This window comes from bacterium (genome assembly GCA_021372775.1).
In the GTDB taxonomy this organism is placed as follows: Bacteria; Acidobacteriota; Polarisedimenticolia; order J045; family J045; genus JAJFTU01.
Window position 1 is genome coordinate 34,294 of sequence record JAJFTU010000225.1, and the last position, 22,297, is coordinate 56,590.

Genomic DNA, 22,297 nt, shown 5'->3' on the forward strand with positions numbered 1-22,297 from the left:
GGTCAGACCACCTCGACCTTGATCCGCGCCGGATCGGCCTCGCCGAGGCCGAGCTTCGCGGCGTCGAGGATGTAGAGCGGCTCCCGCCCCTCGGCCTTGAACGAGGGGAGGCCGACCTCGCGCCGCCGGTCCTCGAGGATCTTCCAGCCGACGAAGTCGAGCGCGGCGACGTTGGTCGAGGCGAGGAAGCCGGCGAACGGCCACTGCCAGCGCGGGTTGCGCATCGGCCCGGCCTCGCACTGGCCGACGCCGCCGTCGACGACGGTGAGGCGGAGCTTGTCGTTGATCAGCGGGAACGAGGCGAGCTGGGGGATGAAGGGGCGGCCGTTGTCGGCGTGGAGCTTGTTGGGGTTGTGGACGACGCCGTACCAGTTCTTCATCCCGAGGCTGGCGCCGGCCAGCCCGTGCTCCTTGAGGACGCAGAGGTTGATCACGGCGGTGACGTCCTGGGCGAGGAACGTCGGGAAGCGCGAGGCCGAAGGGCCCCACTCGCGCACGTTCGGCTCGTAGTCGCTCTGCGTGCCGAAGACGCGGACGTCGTCCCCGCCGCGGTTGAGGGTGTAGCCGGCGGCGACGAGCTCGGCGTCGGTGCGGTCGAAGACGAGGATGTTCCGCGCCGGCAGGCCGGCCTCCTTCAGCCACGAGACGAGTTTCGCCGCGACCTCGGGACGGGAGGAGAGGCCGCGGCGGGCGATGCAGTTGACCTTGATCGCCACGACGTCGGTCTTGCGGAAGAGCTTGCGGCAGGCGTCGCGCGGCGTCGCTTCCCCCGCGGCGCGGGCGACGGCGGCGCCGAGCGCGGCGTCGAGCTTGGCCGCGTCGAACTGGCCGTCCTTGAGCAGCCCCTCGCGCTGCGCGCGGGCGACGGTCGCGCTCCCCGGGGCCGACTTGGCGCCGGGAAGCGGGCCGGGGACGGCGGCGGCGGCGGCGCGGGCGAGCGGCGAGGCGGCGAGCGCCCCCAACGCGAGGGCTTTGATCGTGCGGCGGCGTCCTTCGTCCATGGGTCGTTCCTTCGTCGGCCGTCCTCGAGGCGGCGGTCAATTCTCCTCGAAGACCTGCCCGGTGAAAACCGAGAAGCGGGCGCCGGAGCGCCAGGCGTCGGCGGGGAGGCCGGCCTTCCGCGCCAGCGCGTCGAGCGTCTGCTCGAGGGTCCAGCCCTGCTCGGGGGCGACCTGCGGGAGGAAGAGGGCGCGGCGGCCCCCCTTCTCGAGCACGATGCCGTGGCGGCCGAGCTGAATGTCGCGCCACGAGGCGATCGGGCGCGGGGCGGAGAGGACGGTGACCTCGACGGCGAGGCGCGGCAGCTCGCGCGCCTCGACCGGCTCGAAGCGCGTGTCGTGGAGCGCGGCGTCGAGCGCCGACTCGACGATCGACGTCGCCAGCGGCAGGACGGGGACGACCTGGCCGACGCAGCCGCGCAGCTTTCCGTCGCGGGCGATCTCGCGCGGATCGCGGCGGTTCAGCGTGACGAACGTCGCCTGCAGCCGCTGGAATTCCGGCGCGTCGGGGAGCGCGTCGAGGGCGCGCGGGAGCGCATCCGTTCCGGACAGTTCCGTTTCGAGCGCGGCGCGGGCGAGTGCGGGGAGCCGGCGGCCGAGCGCCTCGGGGAGCGGCGGCTCGTCGGGGCCGACGGCGCGGTAGACCGGCGGGGCGTCGAGCGGGACGACCTTCGTCGTCTGCGGCGCGCGCGGGAAGGCGACGGCGGCGTAGTCCACCGCCTCGTCGCGCGGGTCGCCGACCTGCGAGGAATCGTAGTGGGCGAGGAGCACGCCGCGCGAGGCGGGGGCGACGCGGGCGAGGAGCTCGAGCAGCACGCCGATGGCGGAACGGCCGCAGATCGTCGCCCCGGTCGTCTCGATCACGCGGCGGAAGGCGCGGGCGTCGCGGTTCTCGATCGCCTCGATCGCCGAGCGATCGACGCCGCGCACGCGGGAGCGGGCGGCGGCGAAGCTCGGGCCGTAGGGGGTGTAGTCGAACGACGGGCCGTAGTGGGTGAAGTCGCTCGAGGCGACGAAGAGCGTCGTCGCGTCGGCGAGCGGCGCGAGGCGCGCGGCCAGTTCGGCTTCCTGCGCCGGGCTCGTCTGCCCGGCGAGGATCGGGATCAGGCAGAAGGCGCCGAGGCGGCGCTGCAGGAACGGGAGCTGGATCTCGACCGCGTGCTCGGGGGCCGCGGCCGCGGCGTCGATCCGCAGCAGACGGCCGTCGGCGAGGCGCGCGGATTCGGGGCAGAGCGGCACGTCGCCGAGCGGCGTGCGGTAGGCCGCGGCGTCGTCCACGGCGAAGCCGTCGAAGGCCCGATGGTGCGAGGGGGCGAGGACGACGACGCGGCGGACGGCGCCGCGGGGGATCTGGGCGAAGGCGGCGGCCGCGGCCGGGGCGGAGAACTGCCAGCCGGCGTGCGGAACGACGAGGGCGAGCGGCGGCGCGTCGAGACGCGGTGCGGGCTCGTTCAGCAGACGCTGCGCCTCGGCGGCGAGCAGCGCGGGGGAACCGGGATACCAGGCGCCGGCGAGGGCCGGCGGGCGGACGCGCGCGGCGCCGGCCGCGGGAAAGACCGCGGCGAGCGCGGCGGCGGCCACGTGGAGCTTCTTCACGCGCTTCCTTTCAGCGTGAGCGAGGAACGCGGATCGCGCGACTCGCCGACGCGGGTGACGCGGATCGCGGCGAGATCGTTGACGGGGCACTTCGCCTCGCAGAGGCCGCAGCCGACGCAGCGGGCCGGATCGACGTGGGGGCGCTGCAGCGCGACGACGCTGCCGTCGCGGCGCACGACCTGCGCGCGTTCGAACCAGATCGCCTTCGGGCTGGACGGGCAGACCTCCTCGCAGACGATGCAGGGGGTGGCCATCGCCCAGGGGAAGCAGCGGCCGTAGTCGTAGAAGGCGGTGCCGATCTTCACGCCCGGATGGTCGTGGGTCCAACCCTTTTCGTCCGGGGCGAGCGGGCGGATCGCGCCGGTCGGGCAAGCGTGGCCGCAGCGGGTGCAGCTCGGCTCGCACCAGCCGCGGCGCGGCACGAGGACGGGGGTCCAGAGCCCTTCGAGGCCCGCCTCGCCCATCGCGGGCTGGAGCGCGCTCGTCGGGCAGGCGTTGACGCAGGCGCCGCAGCGGACGCAGCGGGCGAGGAACTCCTCTTCGGGGAGCGCGCCGGGGGGGCGGATCGCCTGCGGGCCGGGGCTGGAGGCGGCGCCGGCGGACGCGCGCAGCAGCGGCGTGAGCGCGGCGCCGGCGACGAGGGCGCCGAGGAGCTGGCGGCGTTCGAGCTGCACGCCGCCGTTCGGCGCGGCCGTGCGGGCGAACGGCGCGTAGCGGATCGCGTCCGAGGGGCACGAGGCGACGCAGTTCAGGCAGACGTGGCACTCGGAGACGCGGTGCTCGGCCCATGGCTCGTCGGCGCCTTGGCAGTCGCGGGCGCAGGCGCGGCAGTGGTTGCAGCGGTCGGGATCGACGGCGATGCGGAAGATCGCGACGCGCGAGGTCCAGCCGAGAAGGGCGCCGAGCGGGCAGAGGACGCGGCACCACCAGCGGGCGATCCAGCGGTTCGCGGCGAGCAGGGCGAGGAAGAGGGCGGCGGTGAGCCAGGCGGCGATGAAGACGCGCGGGCGGAACGACGTCGCCGGGGCGGCGGCGCGCGCGGCGGCGAAGAGGCCGGCGCCGAAGGAGCGGGTGGCGAGCGAGAGCGGGTCGAAGAGGGCGACGGTCAGTCCGCCGGCGAGGGCGGCGCCGAGTCCGGCGACGAGGAGGAAGTACTTCGTGCGGAACAGCGGTCGCCAGCGGTTGAGGACGTGGCCCGGACCGCGGCGCAGCGGGCGCGAGAGATACGAGGCGAGATGGTTGAGCGTGCCGAGCGGGCAGATCCAGCCGCAGAAGACGCGGCCGAAGAGGACCGTGGCGAGGACGAGGAGCAGCGCCGTGAGGAGGGCGGCGGGGAGAACCCACGACGCGGCGAGCGTGCCGAACGCGGCGAGCGGGTCGAGGTTGTAGAGGAACCGCGCGGGGAAGCGGCGCAGCCCTTCGTCGGTCATCAGGAAGAGGCCGAGCGCGAAGAGGAGCAGGAAGTAGGCCTGGTAGACGCGGCGGAAGGTGCGCGCGAGGCGGCGGGGGCGGCGTTGCGCGCGGTCAGGCGCCGACATGGGTTTCGCCTCCGAGGGCGGGCGCGGCGGCGGCGCGGCCGAGGCCGCGTCCTTCGGCGAGCGCGATGTAGGGGATGTCGGCGGGATCGGCGCCGAGGACGCGCGCCGACCACGCGTCGAGCGCGACCGGATCGGTGCCGGCGGCCAGGAGGTCGCGGCGCGCGACGTCCTCGAGGCGGCCGCCGGTCGGGCCGCCGCGCATCAGCACGCGCGTGGCGTCAACGATCGTGAGGGTCGGGCGGATGGCGGCGCCGAGGTCGGCGATCGCGTTGTGGATGTCCTGGTGCAGGCGCGCCCGCGTGCCGCCGAGGAAGCCGTAGGAGTTCTTGAACACGCAGGTCAGGCGGGAAAGGGCGTGGTCCTTGACGATCGGCAGGCTGATCAGCTTGTCGGCCTCGAAGAGGTCGCCGAGGAGATCCCATCGCGCGAGGACCGTTCCGTGGAGGTCGGCGGCGAGGAACGGCGCGGCGGGCGGGATGTGGAGTTCGCCGCCCGCCTCGAGGGTCGCGCGGCGGATGCCGGAGCGCTCGGACGTGCGCGAGGCGTCGTGCACGGGGTTCTCGGCGACGACGACCCGGCGCGCGCCGGCGGCGCGGCATTGGCGGACGACCTCGCCGACGATGGCGGGGTGCGTGTTCGCCCCCTGCTCGACGTTGCGGTCCCAGGCCATGTTCGGCTTGATCAGCACGCGGTCGCCGGGGCGCACGAAACGGCCGACGCCGCCGAGCTTGTCGAGGGCGGCGCGGACGAGGAGCGCGGGGTCGGCGCCGTGCGCGGCGAAGACCGTGGGGCGCAGCGGGTCGGCGGGGACGCGGAAGTCGGGAACGGTGCGCGCCGCGGCGAGACGGCCGAAACGTCCGGGGGAGAGCCGGCCGAGGGCGGCGAGCGCGGCGGCGCCGCCGAGGACGGCCGAGGCCTGGACCAGACGGCGCAGGACGAGGCGGCGGTTGGGGCGCGGATCGTCTTGGGGGGTCATTTCGCGGCTCCCGCGAGGTAGGCGTCGAGCTTGGCGGCGACCGGGGCGAGGGCGCCCGGCGCGGCCGGGGCGTCGGGGTCGGCGAGGAGCCGGACGTAGGCCGGGCCGCGGCGGAAGTAGATCGACTGGGGAGCGGCCTGGGCCTCGTCGCCGGGGCCGGGGGTCCGGTCGGGGCCGGCGTCGCGGGCGAGGGCCTTGGCCGCGCCGGCCGCGGTGTCGAACAGGAGGAGTTCGAGGTCGGCCGCGGGGGCGGGAAGGCGCCAGTAGACGAGGCGGCGGCAGCCGATCGACGTGAGGTAGGCCGCGGCGCCGTCGACGCGCTCCTCGAGGCGATCCTGCGGAAGGTCGGCCTCGGGGCGGGGGAGCCCGGGCGCGGCGGCCGGGTCGGGCACGGTCGCGGGCCGGGTCGCGGCGGCGGTCGTTGCGGGCGCGGCGGGGGCCGAGGGCGTCGACGCGTTTGCGGCCGCGGTCGCGCGCGCGGGCCCGGCTGTCGTCGCGGGCGCGACGGCGGGCTGCGGGGGAACCGGGCCTTGGACGGCGGCGCTCGGTTCGGTCGCGGCCGGCGTCGGAGCGGCGGGCGCGGGCGCCGAGGGGAGGGTCGGCGCGGCGGCGATCGGACTCGGCGCGGCCGGCGTCGACGCGGCGGGAAGGTCGCGGACGGAGACGTCGTGGGAGCGGTTGGCCGCTCCCCACGCGATCCACGCCGTCAGAACGACGAGCGGCGCGGCGAGCAGCGGGCCGACGATCCAGCCGGAGATGCGTCGATCGGTCATCGAATCCTCGCGGGGAGGGAGGCGAGCGGTTTCAACTGTAATACCGTGGGGCGGCGCGCGGTCGGCCCGCGGGCCGATTCGGCGCGGGCGGTCGGGACGGCGGCGCCGGCGCGTTGGGCGCGGGACGGCGCGGCGCCGGGCGCGCGGCGCGGAGGCGCGGCGCCGGGGCGGCGCGGGTCTTGGACGAGGTGGGCGCGATGGTCGAGGACGAGGAGAAGGACACGATCGTGGCGCTGGCGACGGTGCCGGGGCGGGCCGCGCTGGCCGTGGTCCGGCTGAGCGGGCCGGGGACGTGCGCCGTGTTGGGGCGGGTCTTCCGGCGTCGCGGCGGGCGGGACGTGGCGGTGCGGAGGCCGGCGCTGGGGGTCGTTCTGGGAAGGGACGGCGGCGTGGTGGACGAGGGGGTGGCCCTGCGGTTCGCCGCGCCGCGCAGCTACACCGGGGAGGACGCGGCGGAGCTGACGCTGCACGGCTCGCCGGCGGTGGTGCGGGAGGTCGTCGCGGCGTGCGTTGCGGCCGGCGCGCGGGGGGCGCGGCCGGGGGAGTTCACGCTGCGGGCGCTCAAGGCGGGGAAGCTCGACTTGGCGCAGGCGGAGGCGGTGCGGGATCTGATCGAGGCGGCGACGGTGGAGCAGGCGCGGGTCGCGGCGCGGCAGATGGGGGGCGAGGTCGGCGGCTTGGTCGGGCGGTTCGCGGAGCGGGCGCTCGATCTGCAGGCCGAGTTGGAGGCCGGGCTCGACTTCGCGGAGGAGGAGGACGTCGGGGAGGCGCCGGAGGCGTTGGGGGCGAAGTGCGCGGCGCTGGCGGCGGAGATCGAGGCGGCGCTGGCGGCGGGGGAGGCGGCGCTGCGCGTGCGGGAGGGGGCGCGGGTCGTGCTGCTCGGGCCGCCGAACGCGGGGAAGTCGTCGTTGTTCAACCGGCTGCTCGGCGAGGATCGGGTGATCGTGACGGAGGAGCCGGGGACGACGCGGGACGTGGTGGAGGAGACGATCGTCGTGGAGGGACTGCCGGTGACGGTGGTCGACGCGGCGGGGGTGGGGGAGGCGAAGGGGCGGGCGGAGGCGGAGGGGATGCGGCGCGCGGTCGCCGCGGCGCGCGGAGCGGATCTGGTGCTGGACGTCTTCGACGCGCGGATCGGGCCGGCGGATCGGTGGCCGGGGGGGCTGCTGGTCGGGACGCACGTGGACCTGGCGGGGGCGCGTCGGGAGTGGGATGCGGTCTACGTGGGGAACGCGAGCGGCGAGGGGCTGGCCGAGCTCCGGCGGACGATCGCGGCGCGGCTCGAGGCGCCGGGCGGGGCGCCGCTGGAGAGCGTCGCGCTGGCGACGGAGCGACATCGGGACGCGGCGCGGCGGGCGGCGGAGCGGCTGCGGGCGGCGTCGTCGGCGGCTGCGGGGGAGCTGGCGGCGTTCGAGGTGCGCGGGGCCGTGAACGCGCTGCGGGAGATCTTGGGGGAGGTGCGGCCGGAGGAGCTGCTGGGGCGGATCTTCGGCCGGTTCTGCATCGGCAAGTGAGGGTGTCGGCGGCCGACAGAGAAACGTCGGCGGCCGACAGCGACGGTTCGGGGGGGGGGTCGGAGTCGGCTGCGGGGTGGCGGGCCGGCGCGGCGGGCAGGTCGTCGATGGCCGGGCACGGTGAAGCCGAGCCTGTTGCGCGGGAAGTGGAGGGGGAGCCCCGCGCGTTTGCGAGGTGGAATCGTGTGCGGACCGGCTGCGCTCGCGGCTGGAAGGACGCGGCGGCCGAACGCGTTTGGGGCGCGCGCTGATTTGGCCAGCATAACAGTCGGGGGTTCACCGCGGCGCGGTTGGGCGGGTTCGTCGGCGGCCGACACCATAATGTCGGCGGCAGACGGTGCGGTGGATGGCGCGGCGCGGCGGCAGGTCGAGTCCTGCGCGAGGGGAGGCGCGGCGACGCGGGAACTCGGGGGCCGCCGGGCGGCGGCCGGCTGCGGGGCGGCGTCGGGTGGGCGCGCGGGGTGCAGCCGGGATTGTCGCGGCGGGGATGCGGGGGGGCAATCGTCGGAGCGGCCGCGAGGGCGGCGACGGTGAAGCCGAGATTGTTGCGGGTCCCGGCGGTCGACGAGCCGGGCCGCGCCAGGCGGTCGCGAACCGCGCAGGGCGAAGCGGAGCGTGTCGCGGGAGGTTGCGCCGGGGGTCCCGGGCGCGGAGGCGGGGCCGGCGTTCGCCGGAGGGCGGGCGGAGGGCCGGACCGGCGGCGCTCTGCGGGCTGGTCGGTTAGGCTGCAACAGGCTCGGCTTCACCGTGGGCGGGAGCGGAGAGGGGACGAGCGGCGGAAACGTCGGCGGCCGACAGCTCGATGTCTGCGGCCGACAGCCATCAGGCGCGGGCCTCGAGCAGCGCGCCGGTCGGGTGGTGGCGCAGCGGATGGACCGCCGCGCGCGGGATCAGGGCGGCGATCCGGGCCGCGTCCTCCGCGGAGACCCAGGCCAGGACCTGCCGCGCCGCCCCCCGTTCCAACGCGGCGCGGATCCACCGCTCCGGCTCGGGGAAGCCGCGCATCGTCAGCACGTCGGCTGCGGGGAGGGCCTCCGGACCGGCGATCCGAACCCGTTCCACCCGGACGCGGTCGGCCAGCCCGGACTCGCGCAGGGCGGCGCGGAGGAAGGCGGCCTTGGCGTCGCGGGCCTCGAAGAGCGTTCCGTCCAGCGCGGGGCGGCAGGTCAGCAGCGGCAGGGCGGGGTAGCCGTTCCCCGAGCCGAGGTCGACCAGCCGACCGGACGTCGCGGCGCCGACGAGCGGCAGGGCCTCGAGCGCCTCGAGCAGATGGCGGCGCAGCCCCTCCCGCGGATCGCGGATCGCGGTCAGCGCGAAGCGGCGGTTCCAGTCGTAGAGCAGCCGGAGGTGGGCGAGGAGCGCGGCGACCAGCGCGGGGGCGGCCGGCTCGCCGAACTCCTCGAGCAGCCGGACGGTCTCGGCGGCGGACGCGGCTTCGTCGATGCGGGGGGCCGGGGCGGGGCGGCTCACGAGAGACCCTTTCGGCGGCGGTCGAGCGCCGCGGCGAGGAGGCCGACCGCGGCCGGGGTCATCCCCGGGATCCGCGACGCCTGGCCGAGCGAGGTCGGGCGGACTTGGCGCAGCCGCTCCTGCAGTTCGTTGGAGAGCCCGGGCAGGCCGTCGAACGAGAAGCCGTCCGGAACGGCGATCCCCTCCGACCGGCGCAGGCGGTCGGCCTCGCGCGCCTCGCGCTCGAGGTAGCCGCGGTAGCGGACGAGGCTGGCGACGGTCGCGCGGTCGCGCTCCGGCAACGGGGCGGCTTCGGCGACGGCGTCGAGGAGCGGCGCCGCCTCCTCGCCGCGCCGCAGGCGGTCGCCGGCGGTCGGGGCGTGCGGCCCGTCGAGCGGGCCGGGGTCGAGCGCGGCGCGGGCGGCCTCGATCCGCTCCCAGCGTTCCCGTGCCTGGCGCTCGCGGTCCGGCGGGACCGCGCCGAGCCGCGCCGCGAGCGGCGTCAGCCGGCGGTCGGCGTTGTCGGGGGCCAGCGAGAGCCGCATCTCGGCCCGGGAGGTGAACATCCGGTACGGTTCCAGGACGCCGGCGGTCGTCAGGTCGTCCACCATCACGCCGATGTACGAGGTCAGCCGGTCGGGCCGCCACGGCTCGGCCCCGGCCGCGGCGCGGGCGGCGTTGATCCCGGCGACGAGCCCGAGCGCGGCCGCCTCCTCGTAGCCGGTCGTGCCGCAGATCTGCCCGGCGAGGAAGAGCCCCGGAACCGCCTTCGTCTCGAGCGTCGCGCGGAGCTGCGCGGGCGGGACGTAGTCGTACTCCACCGCGTAGCCGTGGCGGGCGACCTCCGCCCCCTCCAGCCCGGGGATCGCGTGGACCAGCTCGTCCTGCAGCTCCGGCGGGAGGCTGGTCGAGAGGCCGTTGACGTAGATCCAGGGGTGGTCGAGGCCGAGCGGCTCGAGGTGCAGCAGGTGGCGGTCGCGGTCGGCGAACTTCACCACCTTGTCCTCGAAGGAGGGGCAGTAGCGCGGACCGCGGGACTTGATCCGGCCGGTGTAGAGCGGCGAGCGGTCGAGCCCCCGCCGCACCACGGCGTGGACCGCCTCGTTCGTGTGGGCGAGGTGGACCGGCCGCTGGGAGAGGACGGGCTCGAACCGGCCGTCGGCGCCGTGGGCGAAGCTGAGCGGCTCCGGCCGCTCGTCCCCCGGCTGGGGCTCGAAGCGGGCGAAGTCGATCGACGCGCGGAGGAGCCGCGGCGGGGTGCCGGTCTTGAACCGCTCCAGCCGCAGGCCGGCCCGCCGCAGGGCTCCGGAGAGCGCCTCGGCCGGCGGCTCGCCGGTCCGGCCGCCCGGGACGACCTCCTCGCCGCGGAAGAGGCGGCCGCCGAGGAACGTGCCGGTGGTCAGGACGACGGCGCTCGCGGGGAACCGCCGTCCGTCGAGCGTCTCCGCCCCGACGACGCGGCCGCCCTCGAGGATCAGGCCGGCGGCCTCGCCGCGCTCGACCCGGATCCGGGGCTCGGCGGCGACGATCCGCCCGACGGCGGCGGGGTAGCGCTCGGCGTCCTGCTGGACCCGGGGCCCCTGGACGGCGGGGCCGCGGCTGCGGTTGAGGACGCGGAAGTGGATCCCGGCGAGGTCGGCGGCGATCCCCATCGCGCCGCCCATCGCGTCGACCTCCCGGACGAGGTGCCCCTTGCCGATCCCGCCGATCGCCGGGTTGCAGGAGAGGCGGACGAGGGCGTCGGGGTCGTGGGTCAGGAGGACGACGTCGGCGCCGCAGCGCGCGGCGGCGAGGGCCGCCTCGACCCCCGCGTGGCCGCCGCCCACGACCAAGACCGGCTGTAGTTCGCGCATCGTCCGCTCGCCTCGACGAGGCGGTAATGTCGCCCGCCGGCCGGGCCGCCGCAAGCGCCGGCGGCGGGCGGGGGCGCCGTCCGGCCCTTGTTCCACGTGGAACACGGCCGGCCCGCTGTTCCACGTGGAACATCCCCGCGGCCAACGGGTCCTCGCGGCTGTTCCACGTGGAACACCGCAGGCGTCATAACGACGAAGGCGACGGTAGACCGTAAGCGTCCGTCCGGCGATCGGAACGGGCGCCGCGTTCCGGCGGACACGGGGGAGTGTGCTATTCTCGCGCGGTTGCGCTCCCCCGAGCCGCTCGGCAGGATCCTTCCATGCAGCGTGTCATCGCAGTCGCCAATCAGAAGGGCGGTGTCGGCAAGACCACGACCGCCGTCAACCTCGGAGCCGGACTCGCGCTCGCGGGGCGGCGGACGCTCCTCGTCGACCTCGACCCGCAGGCGAACACGACGCGCGCCTTGGGGTACGAGCGGGACCCGGAGCGCCGCACGATCTACGACTCGCTGATCGACGGCGTGCCGATGGACGAGACGCTCCTCGCGACGGAGCTCGAGAACCTGACCCTCTGCCCCTCGGAGAACGAACTCGCCGGGGCGGAGGTCGAGCTGATCAACCTGCCGCGGCGCGAGTACCGCATGGCGGAGCTGTTCGACGCGCTCGCCCGGCCGTTCGACTTCGTGCTGATCGACTGCCCCCCCTCGCTGAGCTTCCTCACGGTCAACGCCCTCTCCGCCGCCGACTCGGTGCTGATCCCGATCCAGTGCGAGTACCTGGCGCTCGAAGGGGTGACGCAGCTGATCGAGACGCTCAAGCGGGTGAAGAAGGCGCTCAACCCGAGGCTGAACGTCGAGGGCGTGCTGCTCACGATGTACGACGATCGGACCAACCTCTCGCGCCAGGTCGCGGAGGAGGTCAATTCGTTCTTCAAGGGGAGCGTCTACCAGACGATCATTCCCCGGAACATCCGCCTGAGCGAGGCGCCGTCGTTCGGCAAGCCGATCTTCCTCTACGATCCGCGCTCGCGCGGCGCCGCCGCGTACCTCGAACTGGCCAAGGAGATCCTCAGCCGTGAAGGTCGAACCGAGACGCAAGGGGCTGGGTAAGGGCCTCGGCGCGCTGATCCGCGAGACGCCCGGAGCCGATCCGCTGCAGGGGCCCGTCGGCGCCTCCGCGGAGGCCCCGGCGCCGGTCGCCGCGGGCGTGCCGCTGGAAGTCCCGGTCGAAAAGATCCACCCCAATCCCCACCAGCCGCGGCAGCGCTTCGACGAGGCGGAAATCGACGCCCTCGCCGAATCGATCAAGCAGAGCGGCATCCTCCAGCCGCTCGTCCTGCGCCCGGAGACCGACGGCCGCTACACCCTCGTCGCCGGCGAACGGCGGCTTCGCGCCGCGAAGCGGGTCGGCCTCGCCGTCGTCCCCGCGGTGATCGGCGAGTACGCCGACGACAAGCTGCTCGAGCTGGCGCTGATCGAGAACATCCAGCGCGACGACCTTGGTCCGCTCGAGACGGCGCGCGCCTTCCGCAAGCTGGTCCGCGAGCTCGGCCTGACCCAGGCCGAGGTCGCCGAGCGGGTCGGCAAGCCGCGCAGCTCGGTCGCCAACTTCCTCCGCCTGCTCGACCTGCCCGACGTCGTGCAGAACCTGCTCGACGACGGGACGCTCGACATGGGGCACGGCCGCGCGCTGGCCGGCCTCGAGAACCCGGAGCTGCAGGAGAAGCTGGCCCTCGCCGCCGCGACGAACGGCTGGTCGGTGCGCGAAGTCGAGGCGCGGGCCAAGCGGGCGCAGGTCGAAGGGACGGTGGCGGACGACGCCGCCGACGACCGCCGCGACCCGAACGTCGCCGCCGCCGAGAAGACGCTCGCCCGGGCCCTCGAGGCCGGCGTTTCGATCAGCATCAAGCGGAACGGCAAGGGGAAGATCGAGATCCGCTTCGCCAACGGCGAGGACCTCGACCGGCTCTACCGCGCCCTGCTGCGCGGCTCGGGCAAGGCGGGGGCGTAGCGGATGCCCCGCCGGCCGGCGGCGCGGGACGCGATCGGCGCCTGGCTGGGGGAGGGGATCCGCCTCGACAAGGGGGTCTTGGCCTTCGACGGCGGGCTGCGCGTCGACGGCCAGATCGACGGCGCCCGGATCGAGGGGCCGCTGCTCGTCGTCGGGCAGGGCGCCCGGGTCAACGGGCGGGTCAACGTCCGGCGGTTGGTCGTCTACGGGCGGGTCGAAGGGAAGGCCCACGTCGGCGAGGCGGTGCAGATCGCGGCCGGCGGCGTCTTCGCCGGCGACCTCGTGCTCGAACAGCCGACCCTCGACGTCGAGGACGGCGGCCGCTTCGAGGGGCGCGTCCGGATCGCCAAGCCGCGCGCCAAGAAAGCCTGACGCTTCCCGCCGCGTCCGCCGTTCCCGGCGTTCCGGCCGGCGGGTCTCGCCGCTCCCGAGGAGGAGACGCCTCGCGCCGCGCCCATCAGCCCCGGGGCCGGTCCGGCGCGCCGCGTTCCGCTCTTACCGTCAGCCCGCGGCCGGTCCGGCGCGCCGCGCGATCGCCAGCAGCTTGCGGGCCTCGCCGCTCAGCGCCTCCCCGTCCGGCCGCTCGTCCGCCAGCCAGCGCCAGCCAGCGCCGCGCGGCGCCGGGCCGCGGAGCTCCGCCGCCGCGGCGTGGACGACGATCCGGTCGGTCGTCACGCTGTGCCGCGTCCGCCCGAGCGAGGCGCCGATCACGGCGTCGAGGCCGCAGCGCGCGGCGAGCGCGTCCGCCAGCCGCGCGGCCAGGGGGCCGTTCCACGTGGAATCGCCCGCCCCCGCTCCGCGAGCCAGCTCGACGGTCGGCGGCTCCCAGAGCCCGCCGTTCCGCTCCTCCGGGCCGATCCGGCGCAGGAGGAACCGCCCCCGCCGGTCCCGCACGATCGCAGCGGCGCGCAGGACGGCGGTCGTCTCCGGCCTTGCCCGAGCGGTTCCGAACGTCGCCGGACTGCCGGCGCCTCGCCCGGCGCAGAGCGTCGCCAGCGGGCAAGCGCCGCAGCGCGGCGCCCGCGGGACGCAGACCGTCGCCCCGAGCTCCATCACCGCCTGGTTCCAGTCCCCCGGCGCGTCCGGATCGATCAGCCCCTCGGCCGCCGCCTCGACCGCGCGCGCCGCCGATCCAGTACGACCGTCCCCTTCGACCGCGGCCAGCCGGGCGTAGACGCGGAGCGCGTTGCCGTCGAGCGCGGGCGCCGGCACGCCGAACGCCTGCGAGGCGACCGCCGCCGCCGTGTAGGCCCCCACGCCGGGAAGGGCGCGCAGCCCCGCGACGTCGCCCGGCAGCTCCCCGCCACGCTCGGCCGCGACCAGCCGCGCCGCGGCGAGCAGATTCCGCGCCCTGCGGTAGTAGCCGAGGCCGGACCAGAGGCGCAGCACCTCCTCCTCGGAGGCGGCGGCCAGCGCCCCGGCGTCGGGGAAGCGGGCCATGAACGCCTCCCAGTACGGCGTCGCCGCCGCGACCGTCGTCTGCTGCAGCATCACCTCGGCGATCCAGACGGCGTAGGGATCGCGCCGTCGGCGGAACGGCAGGTCGCGCGCCGCCCCGGCGAACCAATCGAGCAGCGCCCGTCGCGCCTCGCCGCGCCGCGCGAGAAGCCGATTGATCGGATCGGTCGGTTGCCTTACTGTCATGTCCGTCCGCTTCACTCCGAGGAACGACGCATGAGTATCCCGTTTCCCTGTCGGCGCCGCGAGAGCCGCTACCCGGTGGCCCGGATCGCCGACGCCCGGATCGAGTTCCGCTATCCGACGCCCGACGATCCCCTGCGCTCGTTGCCGCTCAACGACCTCAGCGCCGCGGGGATCTCGTTCGTGCTCGACGCCCCGCTGCCGCAGTTCGAGCCCGGCATGGCGGTCGCGCCGGCGAGCGTCGTCGTCGCGGACGACCGGGTCGGCGGGGAAATGGTGGTGATGCACGTCACGCCGACGAACGACAAGGACGGGGTCTGCGGCGCGTTGTTCTATCCCGAAGACGATGCCGCGATCGATCGCCTCCTGGGGCTGCTGACGCATCTCGGGCGTCCGATCCCGACCGCCGACTGACGCGGCGTCTCTCGCCGCGCGCTCGATGAGTTCTCTCCGCCCGCGGTTCCCCGCCGCCGCGCCGCGCTGTCTGCTCGGCGCCGACCGAAAGGACGCGCTCGCGCGCGTCGCTTTCGGCGCGCCGCGCGACGGCGCGGACTGCGTCGTTCCCGCGCCCCGCCTCGGCGGAAGCGAGCCGATCGAAACGTGGACCGCGAAACGCGCCGCGCGTCCCGCGCGCCTCGGCGCCTTCGCCGCGCGCGACGACGGCGACAACGTCTTCGCCTGGGCCGAAGCCGACGCCGGCCGCGCCGACGCGCTCGAGGAGGCCGCGCGCGGGCTCTACCGCGAGGCGCTCCGCGCGCTCGCCGCCGACGGCCGCGCGCCGCTCCGCTTCTGGAACTACGTGCCGCGGATCAACGAGGACGAGGACGGCGTCGAGCGCTACAAGCGCTTCTGCCGCGGCCGCTCGCTCGCCTTCGAGGACGCGTACGGCGCCGACTATCCCGCGCGTCTTCCGGCGGCGAGCGCCGTCGGCGCCGAAGGGACGCGGCTCGTCGTCTGCTTTCTCGCCTCGCGTCTCGCCGCGGAGCAGTTCGAGAATCCGCGCCAGGTGAGCGCCTACGACTACCCGGCGCGCTACGGGCCGCGCAGCCCGTCCTTCGCGCGCGCGACCGCGGCCGGCGGCGCGGTCTTCGTTTCCGGAACGGCGAGCGTCGTCGGGCACGAAACCCGGCACGCGGGGAACGCGGACGCGCAGCTCGAAGAGACGCTCCGCAACCTCGAGGCGCTGCTGACGCGGATCGACCCCGCCACGCCGGGGGAGGATCCGCTGCGGCGCTTCGAGACGCTGCGGGTCTACGTGCGGCGCGCGGCGGACGCGCCGCGCCTCGAGGCCGCGCTCGCCGCGCGGCTCGGCGCCGGCGCGCCGACGTTGCTGCTGCGCGCCGACATCTGCCGCGCGGAACTGCTGCTGGAGATCGAAGGGACGGCGCGTCGTCCGCGCCGCTGAACCTCGCGCGACGGCGCGAAGCGGACTTCCACGTGGAACCGCGCGAGGAGACGAGACCGCGACCGCGCGAGATGGTCTCCACGTGGAACCGCGCGACGAAACGAGAGCGCGACGGCGCGAGGCGATTTCCACGTGGAACCGCGCGCGGCGCGGCGAGCGGCGCCGCGCGAAAGAGAAGGCCGCGCGCCGACCCGCGAGTCTTCAGACCGACGCGCCGGCGTCCACCATCAGCAGCTGCCCCGTGATCGACGCGGCGCGCTCGGACAACAGAAACAGCACCGCCTGCGCGACGTCGCCGACCGAGGTGCCGCGCCGCAGGCATTCCGTCGCGCGCAGCGCCTCCACCGCCCGCTCCGGCAGGTCGGCGACGAAGTCGGTCTCGACGTAGCCGGGCGCGACGGCGTTGGCGCGCACGTTCCGCTTGCCGCACTCCCTCGCCAGCGCGCGCACCATCGCGACCATCCCCGCCTTCGACGAGGCGTAGAGCGTCTGCCCCGCGACGCCGTGGACCGCGGAGAGCGAGGAGACGGCGACGATCGCGCCGCGCCGCCGCCGCAGCATCCCCGGCAACACCGCGCGGCAGACGCGGAAGAGGCCGCCGAGGTTGGTGTCCAGCACGGCGTCCCAGTCGTCGTCGCTCGTCAGGGCGAGCAGTCCGTCGCGGCGCATCCCCGCGCAGTGGACCAGGCCGTCGATCGGCCCGAGCCCGCGGTCGATCTCCTCGACCAGCGCCTCGGGGCGGCGCCGGTCGCGCACGTCGAACTGAAACGCGCGCGCCTCGCCGCCGAGCGATTCCTCGAGCGCGCGCGCCGCGCTCTCCTCGCCGCGCCAGGTGAAGGCGACCTTCGTCCCCTCGGCGGCCAGCGCCTCGACGACGGCGCGGCCGATGCCGCGGCTTCCTCCGACGACCAGAACGGTTCCTTCGACGACGCTCATCGCCGCACCCTCACGTCCGCGCCTCGTCCGGCTTCGCGATCTTCGCCCCTTCCGCCTCGGCCGGATCGACGCCGCGCCCGGGGCTCTCGCCCTGCGCTCCGGTCCGCGGCCCTCAGGACCACGGCCAGCGGCAAAGCCGCGCGCGCGCCACGGCCCGCGCGATCCGCAGGCTGTCCACGAGCGGCCGGTAGTGGCTCGTCACCCGTCCGTCGGCGAAGCCGAGCCGCACCGGCACGGCGGTCACGCGGAACCCGCCGCGCACCGCGCGGACGATGATCGCGCTCTCCGCCTCGAACCGTCCCGCCGGAAAGCCGGTCGCCTCGATCAGCCGCCGCGCGTAGAGCCGGAAGCCGGTCTGGACGTCGGCCAGGCGCTCCCCGGCGACGCGCGAGATCGCCCACGACGAGGCGCGGTTGCTGCAGCGCCGCAGCCGGCTCATCTGCGCGAAAAGGCTGTCCCGCGTCCCGAGGACGAGGTCGGCCGGGTCGGTCTCGAAGGCGCGCAGCAGGACCGGGATCTCCTCCGGCAGATGCTGGCCGTCCGCGTCCACCGTGACCACCGCCTCGCAGCCGCGGTCGAACAGGACCTTGAACCCCGTCTTGAGCGCGGTCCCCTTGCCCATGTTGCGGGGCAGGGTCAGCGTCTCGATCCCCGCCGCGCGCGCGGCGTCCCCCGTGCCGTCGGTCGAGCCGTCGTCCACGACGAGGATCTCGGCCAGCTGGGCGCGGGCGCGGAGGGCGATGTCGGCGACGGTGGGGGCGGCCTGATAGGCGGGGATGAGCGCGGCGACTCGGCGCTCCCCGCTCACGGCCGCTCCGCGACGAGCCAAGCCGCCGCGCCTCCCGCGGCGACGTCGAGCGCCAGCACGCGCCGCGCCCCGGACGCGGCGGCGGGAACGACTCCCAGCGCCGGATCGGGCTCGCCGAACCCGGCCGGCCGCGCGATCGGCGCGCCGGCGGCGGCGAGCGCAGCCGCCCCGAGCAGGCCGCCGGCGTACTCGCCGACGATCCCCTTCGGCGCGGCGACCGGGGGCAAGGGGCGTCCGCCCCACGCGGCGCCGAGCGTCGCGGCGATCAGGCGGTCTCCCGCCCGCGCGCCGGACGCCCCGGCGACGATCAAGTCGATATCGTCCATTCCGATTCCCATTCGTGTCATGTCGTCCGAAAGCCGCCGCGCCAAGGCGGCGGCGCCGCGGCCGAAGCCGTAGCTCGGGGCGGTCGGGTCGAACGCCCCGCCGCCGCCGCGCAGGACGGCGAGCGGCCCCGCTTCGGCCGCCGCGGCGCTTCCCTCGGCCGCGACGGCGAGGACCAGCGCCCCCTCGGCGAGCAGGAAGCCGTCCCGCCGCCGGTCGAAGGGACGCGGCGCCTCCGGACCGCCCGCGGCGGGGCGGGCGAGGGCGCGGAAGCGGTCGAGGACGGCGTGCAGGAACGGCGAGGCCTCCTCGGCCGCGCCGACCAGCGCCGCGTCGAGCCTGCCGTCGCCGACGAGCGCCGCGGCGCGCGCCGCCGCGCTCAGCGGCCCGACCTCCCGCTGGGTCAAGGTGACGTTCGGCCCCCGCGCCTTGAGCGCGATCGCCAACTGGGCCGCGGCGGCGTTGGCCACGCACTCGGTGAAGAGATAGGGGGACGCCGATTCCGGCCCCTCGAAGAGGATCTGCCGCAGCAGCCGCTCGGTGAAGACGTTCGGCCCGTAGGCGGCGGCGAGGACGCAGCCGGTCCGCGCGCCGAGCGGCTCGGGACCCCAGCCGGCCTCGGCCGCGGCGAGCTTTCCCGCGGCGACCGCGAAGCGGGACGGGGCGCTCATCCGGCGGGCCGCGGCGGGAGGGACCAGCGGGGCGAGCGTCGCCGGATCGACCAGCGCCGCCGTCCGCGCCCCGCCGGGGGCGTGGAACCCCGCCGCGCGGTCTACGTCGCGGACCGTCGGCGTCCCCGCGGCGAGGGCCGCGGCGAGCGCCGCGCGCCCGGCCCCGTACGAGCCGACCGCGCCGAGGCCGACGACCAGCGTCCGCCGCCGCATCTCAGCGCCGCTCCCCGGGGAAGGCGACGCCGTCCGCCGGCGCGCCAAGCCGGCCCGCGGCCTCTTCGCCGCCGCTCGCGGAGCGCGCCGGCGCGCCGCCGCGCTCGATCGGCGCGGGACCGAAGACCGCCGCCGCGTTGGCGCCGCCGAAGGCGAGGTTGATCGACAGCGCCGGCCCGGGCGCGATCCCCAGCGGCCCGCCGACGACCAGCCGCACCGCGGCGTCCGGATCGATCTCCCCTTCGCCGGGGGTCGGGTGGACCTGCCCGTGGATCAGGCAGAGGACCGTCGCCGCGGCCTCGATCGCCCCCGCGGCGCCGAGCAGGTGGCCGATCGCCCCCTTGGACGACGTGACCGGGAGCGCCGCCGCGCCCTCGCCGAAGACGCTCCGGAGCGCCGCCGCCTCGGCGGCGTCGTTGAGCGGGGTTCCGGTGCCGTGGGCGTTGACGAAGCGGATCTCGTCCGGCCGCACGCCGGCGTCGGCCAGCGCGGCCTCCATCGCTCGGGCCGGCCCCGCGCCGTCGGCGTCGGGGGCCGTCATGTGGCCGGCGTCGCAGGACGCGCCGCAGCCGAGCAGCTCGGCGAAGAGCTGCGCGCCGCGGGCCAGCGCCCGCTCCCGCTCCTCGAGCACCAGCACCGCGCCCCCCTCGCCGATGTTCAGCCCGGCGCGGCCGGTCCGGAACGGCCGGCACGGCTCGGGATCGACCGAGCGGAGCGAGTTGAAGCCGCCGTGGGTGAGTTGGCAGAAGCAGTCCGCCCCGCCGACGACCGCGACGTCGACCGCGCCGTCCCGCAGGGCGTCCAGCGCCGCGCCGAGCGCGAGCGTCGCCGAAGCGCAGGCGGAGGAAAACGTCTCAACCGGCCCCTCGACCGCGAACTGGCGCGCGACCGCCTCGCCCGGCACGCTGCACTGCTGCGGCGCGAACGGTCCGACCGAGAACGGCCCGCGGGTCTCGCCGGCGAGCGCCGCGTACTGCCGCTCGGCCTCGAAGAAGCCGCCGGTGCTGCTGCCGAAGTACAGCCCCGCGCGCACCCCGGCGAGGGAGCGGCCGAGGCCGGCCTCGGCGAGCGCCTCGCGCGCCGCGGCGAGCCCGAAGAGATCGGCCAGCGAGACGCGGCGGTCGAGCGCGAGCGCGGAGACGACGTCGTAGGGGGGCGGGGGAACCTCGGCCGCGAGCTGGGTGCGGTGGCGCGAGGCGTCGAAGCGCCGGATCGGCCCGAACGCCGCGCGTCCCGCGGCCAAGCCGTGCCAGAGCGGATCGATTCCCCAGCCGAAGGCGCAGACCGCCCCGAGGCCGGTGACAACCGCGCGTCTCGCGGCGGGGCTCATCGCGCGCGCCTTGCGCCGCGCGGCGCGTTCGGGCCGGTCATGGTCGTTCTTCCGCTCCTTGTGGGGTCCAGCCGGTGGCTGACGGCGGGCCGTATACTACCGCACCCCTCCGAGGTTCCGCCTTGCCCCAGAACGAACCGATTCTCGCCCCCTTCGACGCGCTGCTGCGCGCCGCGCCGACCAAAACGATCGTGTCCGGCGAGGGGCGCCGCGCCTCCGCGTCCGACCTCGACGCGCTGGCCCGGGCGGCGGCCGGGGCGCGGACGCTCGCGCCGCCGCGCGGAACGCTCGTGGCGATGGCCGCGCCGGACGGGCCGGGTTTCCTCGCGGCGCTGCTCGCCCTGCTGCGGCTCGGCTGTCCCGTCGTGCTGCTCGACGCCTGGTCGCCGGCGGCGGAACGACGCCGGATCGGGACCGCCCTGGGCGCGGCCGCGCTTCTCGAATGCACGACGCCTTGGCCGTCGGGCCCGTCGTCCTTCGTCTGGACCGCGCTGCCGACGGCGGCGCCGGCGGTCCTCGAGGACGTCGCGGTGGTCAAGCTGACCTCCGGCTCGACCGGCGCGCCGCGCGGCGTCGCCGCCTCGGCCGCGGCGCTCGCGGCCGACGACGACGACCTTTGGCGGACGATGGGGCTCGCCGACGACGACCGGCTGCTCTCCGCGGTGCCGCTCGGCCACTCCTACGGCCTGTCGAGCCTGACGCTGCCGGCCCTCCGCCGCGGCGCGCCGCTCCTTCTCCCGACCCCCGGCAGTCCGTTCGCCGCGCTCGACGCGGCGGAGCGGGATGGGGCGACGTTCTTCCCGACGACCCCGGCGTGGGTCGGCGGGCTGCTGCGCCTCTCCTCGCCGCCGGAGTGGCCGGAGACGCTCCGCCTGACGATCTCGGCCGGCGCGCCGCTCTCGCCGGAGGTCGCGTCCCGTTTCCGCGAGGCCTTCGGCCGCCCGATCCACACGTTCTACGGCTCGTCGGAGTGCGGCGGAATCTGCTACGACCGCGCCGGCGACGCCGCGGAGCGCGGCACGGTCGGCGCGCCGGTGGACGGCGTGCGGATCGAGGTCGTGCCGCTCGAACGGGGCGGGGCGGGGAAGGCGGGGGCGGTCCACGTCCGCTCGGCCGCGGTCTGCGGCGGCTACTGGCCGCACCCCGATCCGCGCCTCGAAGGCGGCCGGTTCGTCGCCGGCGACCTCGGCCGCTGGGAAGGGGAGGAGCTGGCGCTCGAGGGGCGGGTGGACGACCTGCTCAACGTGCACGGCAAGAAGGTCTCGCCGCGCGAGGTCGAGGCGACGATCCGCGAGCTGCCGGGGGTCGAGGACGTCGTCGTCTTCGGCGCGCCGCACGCCGTGGCCGGGCACGTCGTCTGCGCCGCCGTGGCCGCCGACCCGGCGCGCCTGCGCCCCGACGAGATCGCGCTCCACTGCCGCGCGCGCCTCGCCGCGCACAAGCGGCCGCGCGGCGTCTTCGTGCTCGCGGAACTGCCGCGCACGCCGCGCGGCAAGATCGACCGCGCCGCGCTCCTTTCGCTCGGCGCGCCGCTCGTCGCGGCCGACCGCGACGCGTAGCGGAGAACCGGCCGTGACCGCGAAGGAGCGGGCCCCGCTCTCGTCGTTCGTCGCCCTCTCGCTGGCGGGGCACGTCGCGGGGCTCGGCGCGCTCGCCGCGGCGCCGCGGCTCTGGCCGTGGTGCGTCGCCGCGCTCGCCGCCGACCACGTCGCGCTCAACGCGGCCGGCCTGCTGCCGCGCGCGCGGCTGCTCGGCCCGAACCTCGTCCGCCTGCCGCGGGAGGAGGCGGCGCGCGGGCGCGTGGCGCTGACGTTCGACGACGGCCCCGATCCGGAGGTCACGCCGCGCGTGCTCGACCTGCTCGACGCCCGCGGAGCGAAGGGGACGTTCTTCGTGATCGGCGAACGCGCGGCGCGGCGCCCCGACCTCGTGCGCGAGATCGCGGCGCGCGGCCACGCGCTCGGCAACCACACCTGGTCCCATCCGGTCGGCTTCTACTTCCTCGCGCCGCGGCGGATCGCGCGCGAGATCGACGACGTGCAGCGCCTCGTCGCGGAGCTGTGCGGCGCCGCGCCGCGCCACTTCCGCGCGCCGGCGGGAATCCGCAGCGCGCTGCTCGAACCGCTCCTCGCGCGCCGCGGGATGACGCTCGCGACGTGGACCCGCCGCGGCTTCGACGCGGCGTGCGGCGATCCGCGGACCGTCGCGCGGCGCCTGCTGCGCGGCCTCGCCGCGGGAGACTTGCTCTTGCTGCACGACGGC

Annotated in this window: 20 protein-coding genes; 8 read left to right on the forward strand and 12 right to left on the reverse strand. The window is 76.3% G+C overall.

Going from position 1 to position 22,297, the window contains the following annotated elements; all coding sequences use genetic code 11:
• Positions 1-2: 2 nt before the first annotated feature.
• The 5 genes from LLG88_08175 to LLG88_08195 are packed head-to-tail and all read right to left on the reverse strand — an operon-like array spanning position 3 to position 5,881.
• Complete coding sequence (locus tag LLG88_08175; protein MCE5246878.1) at positions 3-1,001, reverse strand: DUF362 domain-containing protein; 999 nt, start codon at positions 999-1,001, stop codon at positions 3-5.
• A 36-nt stretch (positions 1,002-1,037) separates the two neighbouring features.
• On the reverse strand, positions 1,038-2,594 hold the full coding sequence (gene amrB / locus LLG88_08180; protein ID MCE5246879.1) for an AmmeMemoRadiSam system protein B: 1,557 nt from the start codon (positions 2,592-2,594) through the stop codon (positions 1,038-1,040).
• Positions 2,591-4,132: a 4Fe-4S binding protein gene (locus LLG88_08185; protein MCE5246880.1), complete on the reverse strand. Its 1,542-nt coding sequence runs from the start codon at positions 4,130-4,132 to the stop codon at positions 2,591-2,593. Before LLG88_08185 ends, amrB begins: the two co-directional genes overlap by 4 nt.
• Positions 4,119-5,108 carry a DUF362 domain-containing protein gene (locus LLG88_08190; GenBank protein MCE5246881.1) on the reverse strand — a complete coding sequence of 330 codons (990 nt, stop codon included), beginning with the start codon at positions 5,106-5,108 and terminating at the stop codon, positions 4,119-4,121. The genes LLG88_08185 and LLG88_08190 overlap by 14 nt, the downstream gene beginning before the upstream one ends.
• The gene (locus LLG88_08195; protein MCE5246882.1) at positions 5,105-5,881 is read right to left on the reverse strand and encodes a hypothetical protein; all 777 of its coding nucleotides are present in this window, start codon (positions 5,879-5,881) and stop codon (positions 5,105-5,107) included. The genes LLG88_08190 and LLG88_08195 overlap by 4 nt, the downstream gene beginning before the upstream one ends.
• Positions 5,882-6,078: 197 nt before the next feature.
• Between LLG88_08195 and LLG88_08200 the strand changes: the two genes are divergently transcribed.
• Positions 6,079-7,395 (forward strand): 50S ribosome-binding GTPase, encoded by a 1,317-nt coding sequence (locus tag LLG88_08200; GenBank protein ID MCE5246883.1) that lies wholly within the window; start codon positions 6,079-6,081, stop codon positions 7,393-7,395.
• Between the two features lie 822 nt (positions 7,396-8,217).
• Here the strand turns inward: LLG88_08200 and LLG88_08205 are convergent.
• Positions 8,218-8,865: a class I SAM-dependent methyltransferase gene (locus LLG88_08205; protein ID MCE5246884.1), complete on the reverse strand. Its 648-nt coding sequence runs from the start codon at positions 8,863-8,865 to the stop codon at positions 8,218-8,220.
• Positions 8,862-10,697, reverse strand: a complete 1,836-nt coding sequence (mnmG, locus tag LLG88_08210) for a tRNA uridine-5-carboxymethylaminomethyl(34) synthesis enzyme MnmG (protein MCE5246885.1) — start codon at positions 10,695-10,697, stop codon at positions 8,862-8,864. The genes LLG88_08205 and mnmG overlap by 4 nt, the downstream gene beginning before the upstream one ends.
• Before the next feature lie 320 nt (positions 10,698-11,017).
• Here mnmG and LLG88_08215 point away from each other — a divergent pair, with 320 nt between their 5' ends.
• Genes LLG88_08215 through LLG88_08225 form a run of 3 tightly spaced genes read left to right on the forward strand, consistent with a single transcriptional unit; the run spans position 11,018 to position 13,079 of the window.
• The gene (locus LLG88_08215; protein MCE5246886.1) at positions 11,018-11,806 is read left to right on the forward strand and encodes a ParA family protein; all 789 of its coding nucleotides are present in this window, start codon (positions 11,018-11,020) and stop codon (positions 11,804-11,806) included.
• A complete protein-coding gene (locus LLG88_08220; GenBank protein ID MCE5246887.1) occupies positions 11,772-12,707 on the forward strand; it encodes a ParB/RepB/Spo0J family partition protein in 936 nt (311 codons plus the stop codon). Before LLG88_08215 ends, LLG88_08220 begins: the two co-directional genes overlap by 35 nt.
• A gap of 3 nt (positions 12,708-12,710) precedes the next feature.
• Complete coding sequence (locus LLG88_08225; GenBank protein ID MCE5246888.1) at positions 12,711-13,079, forward strand: polymer-forming cytoskeletal protein; 369 nt, start codon at positions 12,711-12,713, stop codon at positions 13,077-13,079.
• Positions 13,080-13,208: 129 nt separating this feature from the next.
• Here LLG88_08225 and LLG88_08230 read toward each other — a convergent pair whose 3' ends face one another.
• Entirely contained in the window at positions 13,209-14,351 is a 1,143-nt protein-coding gene (locus tag LLG88_08230) for an A/G-specific adenine glycosylase (protein ID MCE5246889.1), read from the reverse strand.
• Positions 14,352-14,381: 30 nt separating this feature from the next.
• On the opposite strand from LLG88_08230, the gene LLG88_08235 reads away from it, so the two are divergent.
• Positions 14,382-14,762 (forward strand): hypothetical protein, encoded by a 381-nt coding sequence (locus LLG88_08235; protein ID MCE5246890.1) that lies wholly within the window; start codon positions 14,382-14,384, stop codon positions 14,760-14,762.
• Between the two features lie 25 nt (positions 14,763-14,787).
• Positions 14,788-15,753: a hypothetical protein gene (locus LLG88_08240; GenBank protein ID MCE5246891.1), complete on the forward strand. Its 966-nt coding sequence runs from the start codon at positions 14,788-14,790 to the stop codon at positions 15,751-15,753.
• Between the two features lie 201 nt (positions 15,754-15,954).
• Here the strand turns inward: LLG88_08240 and LLG88_08245 are convergent, their stop codons facing one another.
• From LLG88_08245 to LLG88_08260, 4 genes are all read right to left on the reverse strand, one after another.
• A complete protein-coding gene (locus LLG88_08245) occupies positions 15,955-16,689 on the reverse strand; it encodes an SDR family oxidoreductase (GenBank protein ID MCE5246892.1) in 735 nt (244 codons plus the stop codon).
• Positions 16,690-16,801: 112 nt separating this feature from the next.
• Positions 16,802-17,497: a glycosyltransferase family 2 protein gene (locus LLG88_08250; GenBank protein MCE5246893.1), complete on the reverse strand. Its 696-nt coding sequence runs from the start codon at positions 17,495-17,497 to the stop codon at positions 16,802-16,804.
• A complete protein-coding gene (locus tag LLG88_08255) occupies positions 17,494-18,705 on the reverse strand; it encodes a beta-ketoacyl synthase chain length factor (GenBank protein ID MCE5246894.1) in 1,212 nt (403 codons plus the stop codon). The genes LLG88_08250 and LLG88_08255 overlap by 4 nt, the downstream gene beginning before the upstream one ends.
• A gap of 1 nt (position 18,706) precedes the next feature.
• The gene (locus LLG88_08260) at positions 18,707-20,035 is read right to left on the reverse strand and encodes a beta-ketoacyl-[acyl-carrier-protein] synthase family protein (protein ID MCE5246895.1); all 1,329 of its coding nucleotides are present in this window, start codon (positions 20,033-20,035) and stop codon (positions 18,707-18,709) included.
• Between the two features lie 122 nt (positions 20,036-20,157).
• Between LLG88_08260 and LLG88_08265 the strand changes: the two genes are divergently transcribed.
• Both LLG88_08265 and LLG88_08270 read left to right on the forward strand, forming a co-directional pair.
• The gene (locus tag LLG88_08265) at positions 20,158-21,594 is read left to right on the forward strand and encodes a fatty acid--CoA ligase family protein (GenBank protein ID MCE5246896.1); all 1,437 of its coding nucleotides are present in this window, start codon (positions 20,158-20,160) and stop codon (positions 21,592-21,594) included.
• A gap of 13 nt (positions 21,595-21,607) precedes the next feature.
• On the forward strand, positions 21,608-22,297 hold a 690-nt coding region (locus LLG88_08270), incomplete at its 3' end, for a polysaccharide deacetylase family protein (GenBank protein MCE5246897.1).

Bases quoted from the DNA above. Each gene is read 5' to 3' on its own strand.
- LLG88_08175 (MCE5246878.1), bottom strand. From the start codon at position 1,001: ATGGACGAAGGACGCCGCCGCACGATCAAAGCCCTCGCGTTGGGGGCG.
- LLG88_08185 (MCE5246880.1), bottom strand. From the start codon at position 4,132: ATGTCGGCGCCTGACCGCGCGCAACGCCGCCCCCGCCGCCTCGCGCGC.
- LLG88_08190 (MCE5246881.1), bottom strand. From the start codon at position 5,108: ATGACCCCCCAAGACGATCCGCGCCCCAACCGCCGCCTCGTCCTGCGC.
- LLG88_08195 (MCE5246882.1), bottom strand. From the start codon at position 5,881: ATGACCGATCGACGCATCTCCGGCTGGATCGTCGGCCCGCTGCTCGCC.
- LLG88_08200 (MCE5246883.1), top strand. From the start codon at position 6,079: ATGGTCGAGGACGAGGAGAAGGACACGATCGTGGCGCTGGCGACGGTG.
- mnmG (MCE5246885.1), bottom strand. From the start codon at position 10,697: ATGCGCGAACTACAGCCGGTCTTGGTCGTGGGCGGCGGCCACGCGGGG.
- LLG88_08215 (MCE5246886.1), top strand. From the start codon at position 11,018: ATGCAGCGTGTCATCGCAGTCGCCAATCAGAAGGGCGGTGTCGGCAAG.
- LLG88_08225 (MCE5246888.1), top strand. From the start codon at position 12,711: ATGCCCCGCCGGCCGGCGGCGCGGGACGCGATCGGCGCCTGGCTGGGG.
- LLG88_08230 (MCE5246889.1), bottom strand. From the start codon at position 14,351: ATGACAGTAAGGCAACCGACCGATCCGATCAATCGGCTTCTCGCGCGG.
- LLG88_08235 (MCE5246890.1), top strand. From the start codon at position 14,382: ATGAGTATCCCGTTTCCCTGTCGGCGCCGCGAGAGCCGCTACCCGGTG.
- LLG88_08240 (MCE5246891.1), top strand. From the start codon at position 14,788: ATGAGTTCTCTCCGCCCGCGGTTCCCCGCCGCCGCGCCGCGCTGTCTG.
- LLG88_08245 (MCE5246892.1), bottom strand. From the start codon at position 16,689: ATGAGCGTCGTCGAAGGAACCGTTCTGGTCGTCGGAGGAAGCCGCGGC.
- LLG88_08255 (MCE5246894.1), bottom strand. From the start codon at position 18,705: ATGCGGCGGCGGACGCTGGTCGTCGGCCTCGGCGCGGTCGGCTCGTAC.
- LLG88_08260 (MCE5246895.1), bottom strand. From the start codon at position 20,035: ATGAGCCCCGCCGCGAGACGCGCGGTTGTCACCGGCCTCGGGGCGGTC.